We start from the raw sequence: 13,534 nt of genomic DNA, 5'->3' as shown, positions 1-13,534 counted from the left end.
CGGTTCGACTCCGCTCACCGACCACCGTCACCCGTCAACGGTTCGACTCCGCTCACCGCTCACCGACCACCGTCACCCGTCAACGGTTCGACTCCGCTCACCGACTACCGTCACCCGTCAACGGTTCGACTCCGCTCACCGACCACCGTCACCCGTCAACGGTTCGACTCCGCTCACCGACCACCGTCAACCGTCAACTTTTACCATCAAATTCAACCTGTCAACCGGATTCCGATTCAGGGCTTGTTTGATAGTAGTGATTTCTGTACCATCTGGTTGTACTGGTGATGGAAATTCAAATATCAGCTTTAGGGACACATCAGCTTGTACCTCCCGACTACCTAGCAAACTGTTAATAGTCCCCTGGAAACTCTGAAACCCTTTGACTGGTCCTTGATACTCTAACCTGATAAACTGTTCACCCAGGCTAATAGTGGCTAACTGGTCAATTTGTAGGGGGAATTTGGCTAATAGGGCTAAACTCGTGATCAACTTGCGATAGTCCCTCACTTGTCCAACAGCTACTTCTAGAGACTTGATACCCTGGATTTGATGATCTTTGATACAATCTTCTAACTGAGTAAATACGCTGTTGAGTGTTCCCTCCCACTCAAACTCTTGCGGTTTAGCCTTCAAAAGAGACAAATTATTCCAGGACTCTCCGGTTTTTTCCTTACCGTTAGGTGTGGAAGGTATACCACCACCGTAAGTAGTAATATTTACTTGGGTTTCTTGTTCGGCAACTTCGCCATTGCCGTAGTCCGCTAGAATTTTAAAGGTTGTGGTTTGGGAAACTTTCCCCTCATACTCATCACTAGGGCGAAATTCCTTTTCAACTAAATTCCCATCCTGATAAAGCTTAATTGTCAAAGCTCCCGCAGCTTTCCACCGCACCCGCACTGGTTTTACTGTATCATTACTAGACATCACCTGGGCGTTGAGTTCAATTTCTCGCGGTTTTGGGGGTTGAAGAATTCCCTGGCGATAAAGCTCCATGCGATCGCTAAACTCAATTGGTGGTAGTTGACTGTTGACGGTTGACTGTTGGGTGTAAATGAAAACTTTTTCCCCTATCTTGATATCCCAGTTACCAGCCTGCAAACCCTTGCTGATAGTATCTCGGAGTTTGGATAATTCCCCATCAAGGAGTATATTTAAACCCAAGTCTTTGGCAAAAGCTTCTTTTAAGGCTTTAGTCGTCCAATGACTTAACCCAGACGGCCACACCTTCTGCAAAATGTAAGCTGGTGCATAGGGTGGTGACTCCTCAGCACGGATTTTCTGACAATCTTTCAGGGCTTTTAAAATTACATCTTGTTGATTATTTTTACCCTTGACATCGCTCGAATCCTCCGCTGGTAATGTATAGTGCATCAGTCCATTGGGAGCTTTCACCGGGTCATTAGCAGGGTAAAATAAATGGCGATAGGCATTAGTTAAAGATACTCTTACCCTTAAATCTAAATCGCCTTTTTTATGTTTAACCTGTTTCTTTTGACTTTCTGACAAATCTTGCAAGCGATTGGGAGAATTGAGAATATTTTCAATAGCGCGAAATTCCCTAGCATTCTCAATTGCTCGGTCTAATTCTTGTTTATTAGCAACTAAAAATAATAAGCGATTCCTAAAAATCCGAAATTTACCCGACTCCCCTGTTTCGTGAAAAATTCTCTCTACAAGTGGAGGTGGTCCGTCAGTGGTTGTAGAAATTGCGTCGTTTAAGTCAATCAAACACAAAGCAATACCATCTGAGATGTCATCTACCTCAGAGGGTGAATCGGGTGCAGAAACTAGCTTGAAGAATTTATTAGCAAAAATAGTATCCCGGCGACTTTCTAAATCTCTCTTGGCTTCGACAATTCCCACTTGGGCTTTTTCTTCGGCAATAATTTTATTAATTGATGGTTCTTCTTTAAACCGAGCCAAAGTTGTCATGGGGTCTTCGTCTAAATACCAAGCAACTTTATTCAGTCTTTCTAGGACTGTATCAACAAATCCAATTTCTAACCCCGGTGTCAACAGAGATAAATTTAATTCAGCGCGACGAATACCAGCTGCGGTTCCTTGGTTAATAGAGTGTAAAAAAATAGTCCGAGCTACCCAGGTGGAAAAGGGAGGTTTACCCGCTGCTGACCATTCTCCATCTTGTAACTGGGCGTGAGCTTCCCTCCCGGTGGGGTTATAAATATCAGCCTGGATTGTAATCCGCATCAAGGGACGTTCTAAACGGGAAGTTAACTCACTGGTAATTTCTTCCTCAATCCCAACTGGGATGTGATGGGGATGAATTAAAGGTATCCAGTTTGTTGATGGTTGACTGTTGACGGTGGTCGGTGAGCGGAGTCGAACCGTTGACTGTTGACGGTGGTCGGTGAGCGGAGTCGAACCGTTGACTGTTGACGGTGGTCGGTGAGCGGAGTCGAACCGTTGACTGGTGAGGGGTGAGCTATTGTCACTTTCCCAAAGGTAACGTATGACTCTAGCAAATAACCGCAATGCGCCTCTGGTGCGTTGGAAGTTGGGAATGGAAGCGATTTTTTTAGTTAGCAGGTTAAATAATTCTGGGTGAAAGGGGTAACTCTGGTCGATGCTCTCGGCGTAACGTGCATCTTTACAACCATCGGGTAAGTTGATGCGACTGGCTTTATATGTTTGTAAATATTCTTTTGCCGCATTTTGAGCAGCATCGGCTTCAATATTTCTGAATAACCGTTGTTTGACAATATTATAAATTTCAATATCCGTACTAGGTTTAAGTATGCGTTCTTGGCGGGAAGCGGTAGAAATTGCTTCGCGGATTTCTCTGGTTTCTTCCCCAAAACTATCACTGGAGGAAGCCAGAGTATAGACAAACACTAAGTTATTACAAGCTGCGGCTAAATCCATCAAGGAAAATAAAAACGCTACAACTTGTTCTGCTAAGTCACTGTTCCGCACTATGGTAGCTTTGGCCGCTCTCAAGTATCTGGCGATTTCGTCTAGGATAACTACTGTGGGTTGTCCTTGCAGTATCCTTTCTAAAACCACTGTTCCCGGACTAACTCGCTGTTCATCGGAACCTTTGAGTAAACTATAACCTGCTATACCACCAATTTGATAAGCAATTTCACCCCACAGGGTGTAAGTTGTCACCCCAGTATCTGCATGATAAACCCCGTTCACTGGGTCAAGGTCTTGACAAGCGATCGCCGTTGCTTGAATCGGTCGGTCTGGAATTAAATTTAAATCAGCAAACCGCTCTAGTCCAGAAATATCCCGCCCGTTTTTGGCAATGTGCCACAAAGCAATCTCATCATGGGTTTTACCACCCCCAAAACTGGTTTCCAGTCGAATAATAGGAGAACCAACACCCGCCCCCACTAAACGCCCAAACACCTCAGAGATTAAGGTTTTTAAACCATCAGTAGCAAAAGTATTGGCAAAAAAAGCTGCGGGGTCTTGGTAGACATGGGGCGCTTTCCCCTCCACAACCAGTCGCAACTTGGCGGCAAATAATTCGGGAGAAAGTTCCCCTGCTAAGATTTCTTCTCTGGGAATGCAAGTTTTGAATACTGAGGGCAGCATAGGACTAAGAAGATAGTTTATACTTAATGGTTGATACTTAACTATTCTGCAATCTCAACCAGTCACTAGACAAATTTATCATTTTCCTTTCAAATAACCTATCAAAACATAGAGGGTTAGGGTGGGGTCAAACAATAGTTGATACACTAATCATGACTTGACAAACATTCTCTTAGCTTCCGACCCACCAACCACCAACCCTCAACCGTCAACCGTCAACCCTCAACCACCAACAAGGTTAAAATCGTGAATTTTACCATTCAGAATGTTTTAATTGCTACTGACAATGCTTATCTCACCCTAGATGTACAAGTGATAGATGGTAAGATAGCCGCCATAGCACCGGATTTAGATGTGGTTGGTAATACTATTGATGGTAGCAATAAGCTGTTACTCCCTGGTTTCTTTAACGCCCATACCCACTCATCGGAAATGTGGCAACGGGGTATTATGTCCATGTTGCCTTTAGAATTATGGTTAGGGGAATTATATGACTTTGCGCCGCTGGATTTAGAAAAGGTTTATCTGAGTGCTTTGGGAACCGCTGTAGAAACTTTACTTTCCGGTGGTACTAGTGTGGTAGACCATTTGGTGTTAACTCCTGGACAGGAGTTAGAAACTATCGCTGCTGCGGTTCGTGCTTATGAAGAAGTGGGAATACGTGCTTTTATCGCACCCCTGATTCAAGATCAGTCCCTCACCGCAGGTATACCAGGGGGAGAGTCAAATCAAAACTGCACCTATTTTCGCTCAACTGCGGCTACCTTGGAAATTATAGAGGAAGCAGTCAGACAATTTCACCGTCCTGAAGCGGGTATAAGTATTGTGGTGGCACCAACGGGGATACAATTGTGCAGCGATAGTTTATTTATAGGATGTATTGAGTTAAGCGATCGCCATCATCTTTGTCGTCACTCCCATTTACTAGAAACTAAAGCACAGGAAAAACTCGCCCAAGAAAAATACGGTTGTACCGCAGTCGAACATCTACAACGCATCGGATATTTAAGCGATCGCACGTCCTTGGCTCATTGTGTTTGGTTAAACGATAACGATATCACCATCCTCGCCCAAACTCAATGTACAGTTGTGCATAACCCCTTGAGTAACCTCCGTTTAGGCAGTGGTATCGCCCCTATTTTAAAATATCTCCAAGCCGGGGTAAATGTTTCCTTTGGTTGTGATGGTGCTTCCAGTAATGATTCCCAAGACTTACTAGAAGCCATCAAAATCGGTTCCATCTTACACAACACTACAGACCTAGACTATCACAACTGGATCACACCCAGAAAATCTGTAGAAATGGCCTCCCTAGGAGGCGCAAAAGGGCTGAAAATAGCTGACAAACTTGGTTCCCTCACCCTGGGGAAACAAGCCGATTTAGTCATGTATGATCTCACCAGTCTATCATTACTACCCCGAACAGATCCCATTGGCTTATTAGTATTAGGTCGTCCTATCAATGTTGTCCATAGTGCTTGGGTAAACGGAAAGCAAATTGTCAGCAATGGTCAAGTTAACACCATTAAAGTAGATGATTTACAGCAAGAATTATTTAAACGTAGTCAGTGGGAAACACAGCGCAAATCTCCAACCGTAGCAGAAATAGAAACCCATTATCGCCAAGTCATGGACATATAGCCTCAGCGGACTTTTACGCCCCTTTACTTTTAAAATAACCCAACCTCCAATTTTGCGGTTCCCTTAACTGACTGAACTTACCTTGAAGAATAAATTGTACTGCAATTCGAGTGTTTAAAAATCCCCTCACCCGATTATAATCATTAGTGTCATCAACTCCAGATACAACCTTGCCAATCTTCTGAGAACGTCCACAGTGAGTAGGAGACCCGGGTATTGTTAAGGTGAACAATCCATCATGCTCGTATCCTACAGGGATTAAAAATATAGCATAGACATGATGTCGTCCACGCCAGGGTTGAACCACTAATTTATCAGGATATGTGTAGTATTTATGCTCCCGTTCCTCCTGAAATACCCATTGCTGACACCTAACTACAGGCTTTTGTTCCGAGAGATAATCAGAGATATAAGCCAATCCCATAACGCTCAATAAGCCAAGTAAAAATAACGTGTAAACTATAGGTTTTCGCACTTGTTCAATGGTAAGCTAACTGTTTGAACTCATATTTTAGCTATTAAGCTTCCCCGGTTTAGAAAACCGGGGATTTCTGAAGAGTCCATAAACGAACTTTCTTAGGCTGACGTGAATTTAGAATCCTATATTCACCCTAGGTTCAACCTCAAAAATACCCAGCATTGACTGAAATTATTAAAATTTATACAGTATCACAGTGGCTATGGCTCTGCTGTTGTTAAATTAACAAATAGTATAAGAATCAAGCCAAGTTAGTTAATATCGGTCATGATATCTAATTCTACTCGTTTCCCGGATGTTCAAAATCATTGGGCAGGCTTATTCATCCAAGAATTAGCGGTGCGTCGAATTTTAAATGGCTATCCTGATGGCAGTTTCCGACCTGATAGCCCAGTGACTCGTGGGGAGTTTGCTGCTATAATCGCCTCAGTATTTACAGTATCAGCAAAGCGTCGGTATGTCCCCTTTGCTGATGTCCCCGCTAATCATTGGGCTGTGAGTGGTATTAAAAAAGCTTACGAATGCGGATTTATTATTGGTTATCCCGATGGTAATTTCCGCCCCAATGACAGAATTATCCGCGGCGATGCTTTAGTTGCTTTAGTCAATGGTTTGGCAATGGCTACTGATGTTCCACCAGATTTGCTGAGTAAATTACCAGAAATATATCAAGATGCGGATAAAATCCCTGGTTATGCTAGAAATCAAGTGGCGATCGCTACTCAATCAGAATTAGTAGTTAGTTACCCCAACACCAAGTTACTCAACCCCACCGCACCAGCCACCCGTGCAGAAGTGGCGGTAATTGTATATCAAGCGTTGGTTTACTTAGGTAGAGCCGATAAAACACCATCTAATTATATCATAGTTCCCCCAAAACTTGTTAATACTCCTAAAACTGTGAAGGTGAATCATCAGCGAGAGTTTCGGGGGGCGTGGGTGACAACAGTATGGAATAGTGACTGGCCCTCTAAAGCCGGACTCTCAACAGCACAACAGCAAGCTGAATTGATTGCAATTCTCGACCGATTACAAGCACTCAACTTCAACGCCCTGATTTTGCAGGTGCGACCAGAAGGTGATGCTTTATATGCTTCCCAACTAGAACCCTGGAGCGCTTGGTTGACGGGAACTCAAGGGAAACCACCAGAACCATTTTATGACCCTTTGGAATTTGCGATCGCTCAATGTCACCAACGTAATATTGAACTTCATGCTTGGTTCAACCCCTACCGGGCCAAAACTAGCATCACAGCTAGACCCAACGCCAGAACCCATATAGCTTTGACCAATCCCGAAGTAGTTTACAAATGGGGTAATCAACTATGGATGGACCCAGGAATCAAAATCGTCCAGGATAGGGCGTACAACGTGATGATGGATGTTGTCCGTCGCTATGATATAGATGCGATTCACTTGGATGATTATTTTTATCCCTATCCCATCGAGGGTCAAACCTTCCCCGATAGTAAAACCTATGCAGCTTATAGATCAACTGGTGGTCAACTCAGCTTAAGTGACTGGCGACGGGAAAACGTGAATCAAATGGTATTGCGGCTATTTCAAGGAATCAAAGCCATAAAGCCCCATGTGAAATTTGGTATTAGTCCCTTTGGTATTTACCGCCCAGGACAACCACCAGGAATCAACGGACTAGATGCTTATAGTGTACTGTATGCTGATGCTAAAAAATGGTTAGAAAAAGGTTGGGTGGATTATATCGCCCCTCAACTTTATTGGCGCATTGACCAGACCGCACAAAGTTATCCCACACTACTAAAATGGTGGACAGAAATTAATCCTCAGCAGCGACATATATATGTAGGCAACAATATTAGTCAACTTGATGGCAAAGCTTGGAACAATAGCGAGATTAACAGACAAGTTACCATGACTCGCAACCTAGCTGCTAACTTGTCATTGGGTAATATCTTTTTTAGCATGAGTCCCATTCATCAAAACCGTCAGGGAATTGCTGACAGTTTCCGCAATTCCCTTTATCCCACTCCCGCCATAGTACCTACTATGTCATGGCAGAATACAGACCCACCACCACCACCCCGAGAACTACAAGTTAATCATCGTCGCCTAAGCTGGAAACCCGGCGATGAGAACCCCGTGCGTTCTTGGACAGTTTATCGACAGACTGGTGAAAGTTGGGTACTTCAGGGAGTCTTATCTGCTGGAATTTATGACTACGCCACGCCAGCTACCGCCACGGTGCAAGAAGCTGGAACCTATGCAGTGTGTGCTGTTGATAGGTTGGCGAATGAGAGTCTGGGAGCGGTAATTACAGTGAGTTAAAATTTCAGCCCCTCACCTGAACATTCAAATAAATGTAACCCTAATCGCTGGGAAAGTTCCTCACACACTTTCACTCCCCGGACACTATTACCACGGACATCTAACAATGGTGAAAATACTCCGATGCCCATTTTATGGGGTACAACCGCCATAATTCCACCACAAACCCCACTTTTAGCCGGAATACCAACTTTGTAAGCCCATTCCCCAGCAAAGTTATACATACCGCAGGTGTACATGACGCTGAGAATATCTTTAATGTAACGACTATCTATTGCTTGTTCTCCTGTAATCGGGTTCATACCTCTGTTAGCAAGGGTAGCCGCCATTACCGCTAAATCCTGGCAATTTACCATCACAGCACACTGCTGAAAGTAGAGATCCAAAACTTCTTCAATGTTTTGGTCAATCATGCCAAAATTGAGCATTAAATGTGCGATCGCGCGGTTGCGATGTCCCGTACTACGTTCAGAGGTAAATACTGAGATGTCAACCAGTGCATTCTGTCCGGTGTATCTTTGAAACATATCTAAGACCCGGTTTAAGCGTTCCGTCGCACCAGACCCTTTGATTAAACTGGTAGTGGCGATCGCACCTGCATTTACCATGGGGTTATAAGGTCGCTTCGATTGTTCATCGAGAATAATGGCGTTGAATGCGTCTCCTGTTGGTTCAACCCCCACTTTAGTTAAGACATAATCCCGTCCATGATCTTCTAAAGCCAGTCCATAAGCAAACACCTTAGAAATGGACTGGATAGTAAATTGGTGTTGATTATCCCCGACTTCGTACCTTTGACCATCTACTGTGACAATGCAAATGCTGAATAATTCCGGATTTACCTTTGCCAGTTCTGGAATATAGTTTGCTAGTTTACCCTCCTTGAGTAACTTGTATTGGGAATATAAGTCGTTGAGAACAGCTAAAAATGGCGCTGAACCGATTTCTACATTTTCTAGATTTGCTTTGTTTGCCATGATCCTAATATTTTTCTCTCGGAAATCATATTTAAGTTAATCTAGCAACCGAAAATATATGTAATTTTCGCTACTTTATTTTTTGTTAGCTCAAGCCAGTGAAGCTTTTTTAATTTTCTCATCATTGATTTTAATTTGTAAAAAAATACTTTTTAGTTACCAAATGATGGGGGTTTTTCAGTAATTAAATTCCATATATAGCCACAATATGCTACCTTTAGATCAAATTAGTCTAAGTATATTTATTTAGTAAACCCCTAATCAGATGACTAACCACTAGAACATGACTGCTAGCCTATTTAAAATTCAAACTTAAAATTCAAAATATTTGTATGGAGACTCACAGATGATTTTCAGTGGGCTGCCCAAAAATTCCTCCAGGAAATATACTCAAGTATTTTGAGGGAGTTTTGACAAAGATATGACAAACATATATTTAATAAATTTATATGTTTCTTAAAATACAGTTTTCTCTCAGGAGTGTTATTACTAATCAAAAACCGCCGAAATATTAGATTTTCATATGAAAGCTTGAGTCAGTTAGAAAAAACGTTACATCCTTAAAATCCTGATTTGAAAACGGTTTCGCCCCTGAAATTAGAATTGAAATTGAATAAACTGATTTAGATCTACGGTAAAACCCTGATCCCCAAGCTTCAAAGTTCGTGATAGTGTGTTGCAGTTATAAATCAAAAAAGTGAAAACCAGAACCCAGAAAATTTCATGGGACACGTCACTGAAACTGGCAAAAAATCCCAGGAACTAAAAAACTGCTGTTCTACACTCGCTTTAAAAATCGGACGCATGAATCAACGATATTTGTGGACTATTGTCGCCCTGTTTCTGACTACTGTGGGTACGCCCTTAGTCGGACGCACTCAAACTACTACAAAGCAAACTAATCGAGTTTCTCCAGAAACATCAGTTAAGGATGTAGCTAAAGTAGGAGAGTTTCAAACCTCATCTGGGAAACTGACTTCCGATGGTGTGATAACAAACATTCATTCTCACAACATTGAAGGTCGTAAAGCGGCAACCCTGTTTATCAAAAATATTCCAGTTATTACCTTTTTGAGTTCTCAGCCACAGCCGCAAAGTTTGACGGTGAGTGGAATTGGAAATACTGTGGGGCAACATTCCTCTGGTCGCATGGGGACTAGTGTAGGGAACTTGAGGAATGCGACAAAGGAAAAGAAATCCCTTAATGATGACCCGGTTTATAGAGCTGGTCTCATAGCAGCCAGTATCAATCAGCTAGTGCGTAATGGTGAGGATCCTCAACAGATTACCGTTAGCTGGAGGGGTCAGGGCGAATCTACAGATGGCAACAAAAGTGCCTCTGTCACACAACACCCCGGCGAGAGCTATACGATTAAAATTAAAGACCGGGAATTGGTGGAAATCAATGCAAAAACCATCCTGGCAGGAACCACCGAAAATCTCGCAGAAGATGCATTGCAAGCAACTAATCGCTTGCGGAGACTCATTGGTAATGCATCTCCCATCACAGAAATTGCTAATCTCCCCGAACCAGTAAAAGTTGGTTCGCAACAGCCCACACAGCAGCTTGTCAGCAATAAACGACTCACTTTCCGTGGTACAGCTTCCTTTTACGGTCGCGGTTTTGCTGGTAGACCTACCGCCACCGGTGAAAGATTTAATCCCGAAGGTATGACTGCCGCCCATCGTAGCTTACCTTTCGGCACGCGAGTTCGCGTCACTAACACCCGTAATGGTCGTTCGGTTGTGGTGCGAATTAATGACCGAGGCCCATTCATTCGCGGTAGAGTCATCGATGTATCCACTGGTGCTGCTCGTAGCTTAGGAATGATTAACAACGGTTTGGCACCTGTGAAGATTGAAATTATGGGGCGATAATTCCTGAGAATTTCAGTGCATAATCTCCCCAGTCCCTAATACCCCTGGTTCGATACCCCAGCCCCCTATTTCAGATATAAACTAACGGGGGAGAGGCTTAAAAAGAACTAGGGGTATTTTGTGCGTCTGCTGACAACAGTTGCAGCTTTACGCTGCTATTTAACTCAACGCTGTTCACAACATCAGCTCAGGGTTCCCGAAGATTTGGGACTAGATGCGATGTCTAGCTGGTACCAGACGGCCGTCGGTTTGGTGCCAACTATGGGAGGATTACATCAAGGTCATTTGACCTTGATTACAAGGGCAAGGCAAGAAAATTCTACGGTGATTGTCAGTATTTTCGTTAATCCCCTCCAATTTGGTCCCCATGAGGATTATCAACGCTATCCCCGCACTTTAGAGCTAGACCAACAACTGTGTAGAGAAGCGGGGGTAGATGCGATTTTTGCCCCCACACCCGAGGAAATGGGTGTTTCTCAGAACAGTCTAGAAGCATCTCAACTGACACAAGTAACGCCTCCATGTGCTATGATATCAAGTTTGTGTGGTCGTTCTCGCATTGGTCACTTTCAGGGTGTCGCGACGATTGTCACCAAGCTTTTTAACTTGGTACAACCCGACCGCGCCTACTTTGGACAAAAAGATGGTCAACAACTAGCTATTATTAGACGGTTGGTGAGTGATTTAAATTTGCCAGTAGAGATTATTGCTTGTCCAACCCTGCGGGAAGAGTCGGGTCTGGCTTTAAGTTCTCGTAACCAATATTTGACGGCACAAGAAAAAGCCCAAGCAGTAATTTTATATCAAGCTTTACGGGCTAGTGCTGCTGGGTTTGGGGCGGGTGTTCGTGATAGCAGTACCCTCATAGGATTGGTACAGCAAGAACTGGCAAAGGTTCCTAATCTCATGGTGGAATATATTGAATTAGTTAATCCGAGTACGTTAATGTCTTTAGAAACAGTTGAGGAGGAAGGAATGCTGGCGATCGCAGGTCGTCTTGGTTCCACACGTTTGATTGATAATACCATCCTGCGCGATCGTCAGCCCATCATCGCTATCGATGGACCAGCCGGTGCTGGTAAATCTACAGTGGCTCGTCAAGTGGCCACTCACCTGGGTTTAGTGTATCTCGATACAGGAGCTATGTATCGGGCTGTGACTTGGCTGGTGCTACAAAAGGGTATTGCTATTGATGATGAATGCGCCATTGCTGAGTTAGTCAGTCAGTGTAATATTGAACTTACCCCCACTGAGGATCTGCAATCTCCCGTCAGGGTTTGGATTAATGGTACTGATGTGACTCAAGCAATTCGCACAATTGAAGTGACATGTCAAGTATCGGCGATCGCAGCACAAAGCGCCGTGCGTCAAGCACTCGTTAAACTACAGCAAAGCTGGGGTAAAAAAGGTGGTTTAGTCGCCGAAGGTCGAGACATTGGGACTCATGTCTTCCCCGATGCCGAAGTTAAGGTATTCTTAACCGCATCTGTTGATGAACGAGCACATCGCCGTCAGCAAGACTTAAAAAAACAGGGCCAACCCGAAGTGAATCTAGAGCGTCTCAAAGGCGATATTGCCGAACGAGACCGAAAAGATAGCACTCGGAAAATTTCCCCTTTACAAAAAGCAGCGGATGCAGTAGAAATACAGTCTGATGGTCTTAACGTGTCTGAAGTTACAGCACAAATTGTTAACTACTATCAAAAACGCTTATCTTAGTTGTCGAGCATCTCTGATATTTCTACCTTTATGCAATTTGGCTCAAATCAAACAGTATTTTGCCCGAATCCTCCCTTTGGTAGTAGAATGACAATGTTAAGTTTTATATCCTATAGCGTTGGGATAGAAAACGCATACAGATAACACCTGTCGTTTCCTAAGTTTCGCTCAACAGTTTTAAACCGGAAAACAGTCAAGAGAGGATTTCACAAAATGGCATTTACACAACCCCCCTTACCTTACGACTTTAACGCTCTCGAGCCCTATGGCATGAAGGGAGAAACATTTGAGTATCACTATGGCAAACATCATGCAGCCTATGTGACTAACTTAAATAAGCTGACTGACGGTACAGAACTGGCTGACAAGTCTTTGGAAGAGGTCATCCAAATTGCCTTTAAAGACTCCTCTAAGGTGGGAATCTTCAACAATGCTGCTCAAGTTTGGAATCACACCTTTTTCTGGAATTGCTTAAAGCCCGCAGGTGGGGGCGCACCCACTGGCGACCTAGCAGCCAAAATTAATCAGGATTTTGGTAGCTTTGACAAATTTAAAGAAGAATTTTCTAACGCTGCAGCAACTCAATTTGGTAGCGGTTGGGCTTGGTTAGTTGATGATGGTGGTACTCTCAAGATCATGAAAACACCAAATGCAGAGAACCCCTTAGCCCATGGCAAAAAAGCCCTCCTAACTTTAGATGTTTGGGAACACGCCTACTACATTGACTATAAAAATGCGCGTCCTGCTTTCATCAAGAATTTCTTAGACCAATTAGTCAATTGGGACTTTGCGGCTGCAAATTACGCTCAAGCCTGATAATTTCTCAGTCTGACTGTGAGCTAGTCCTAAGCTGACTATTTTATAGACAAAAGTATACTTATGTTGACAAGCATTGACATAAGTGAGTTAAGAAAATCGCCCACTTGATATATAATACGATATCAAGTATTGAATTAAGACTATTGCCAACGCG

The 13,534-nt window shown here is 43.4% G+C and carries 8 protein-coding genes; 5 read left to right on the top strand and 3 right to left on the bottom strand.

Going from position 1 to position 13,534, the window contains the following annotated elements:
• Positions 1 to 186: 186 nt before the first annotated feature.
• Positions 187 to 3,564: an ATP-binding protein gene (locus PN447_RS15290; RefSeq protein WP_271763882.1), complete on the bottom strand. Its 3,378-nt coding sequence runs from the start codon at positions 3,562 to 3,564 to the stop codon at positions 187 to 189.
• Positions 3,565 to 3,810: 246 nt separating this feature from the next.
• Between PN447_RS15290 and PN447_RS15285 the strand changes: the two genes are divergently transcribed.
• Entirely contained in the window at positions 3,811 to 5,205 is a 1,395-nt protein-coding gene (locus tag PN447_RS15285; protein ID WP_271763881.1) for an amidohydrolase, read from the top strand.
• A gap of 13 nt (positions 5,206 to 5,218) precedes the next feature.
• On the opposite strand, the gene PN447_RS15280 is transcribed toward PN447_RS15285, so the two are convergent.
• A complete protein-coding gene (locus PN447_RS15280) occupies positions 5,219 to 5,629 on the bottom strand; it encodes a hypothetical protein (protein ID WP_271763880.1) in 411 nt (136 codons plus the stop codon).
• 321 nt (positions 5,630 to 5,950) lie between these two features.
• Between PN447_RS15280 and PN447_RS15275 the strand changes: the two genes are divergently transcribed.
• Positions 5,951 to 7,987 carry a glycoside hydrolase family 10 protein gene (locus PN447_RS15275; protein WP_271763879.1) on the top strand — a complete coding sequence of 679 codons (2,037 nt, stop codon included), beginning with the start codon at positions 5,951 to 5,953 and terminating at the stop codon, positions 7,985 to 7,987.
• Here the strand turns inward: PN447_RS15275 and glsA are convergent.
• Positions 7,984 to 8,964, bottom strand: a complete 981-nt coding sequence (gene glsA, locus PN447_RS15270; protein ID WP_271763878.1) for a glutaminase A — start codon at positions 8,962 to 8,964, stop codon at positions 7,984 to 7,986. The genes PN447_RS15275 and glsA overlap by 4 nt on opposite strands.
• Positions 8,965 to 9,768: 804 nt before the next feature.
• Between glsA and PN447_RS15265 the strand changes: the two genes are divergently transcribed.
• The 3 genes from PN447_RS15265 to PN447_RS15255 all read left to right on the top strand — a co-directional run bounded on the left by PN447_RS15265 (position 9,769) and on the right by PN447_RS15255 (position 13,377).
• Positions 9,769 to 10,842 (top strand): septal ring lytic transglycosylase RlpA family protein, encoded by a 1,074-nt coding sequence (locus PN447_RS15265; protein WP_271763883.1) that lies wholly within the window; start codon positions 9,769 to 9,771, stop codon positions 10,840 to 10,842.
• A gap of 120 nt (positions 10,843 to 10,962) precedes the next feature.
• The gene (locus PN447_RS15260) at positions 10,963 to 12,561 is read left to right on the top strand and encodes a bifunctional pantoate--beta-alanine ligase/(d)CMP kinase (protein ID WP_271763877.1); all 1,599 of its coding nucleotides are present in this window, start codon (positions 10,963 to 10,965) and stop codon (positions 12,559 to 12,561) included.
• A gap of 213 nt (positions 12,562 to 12,774) precedes the next feature.
• The gene (locus PN447_RS15255; protein ID WP_271734549.1) at positions 12,775 to 13,377 is read left to right on the top strand and encodes a superoxide dismutase; all 603 of its coding nucleotides are present in this window, start codon (positions 12,775 to 12,777) and stop codon (positions 13,375 to 13,377) included.
• Positions 13,378 to 13,534 lie beyond the last annotated feature (157 nt).

The sequence above is a fragment of the Anabaena sp. CS-542/02 genome, from assembly GCF_028331085.1.
GTDB lineage: Bacteria > Cyanobacteriota > Cyanobacteriia > Cyanobacteriales > Nostocaceae > Anabaenopsis > Anabaenopsis arnoldii.
Note: the sequence above shows the minus strand (reverse complement) of the source record. Positions and strands in the feature narration are given on the sequence as shown.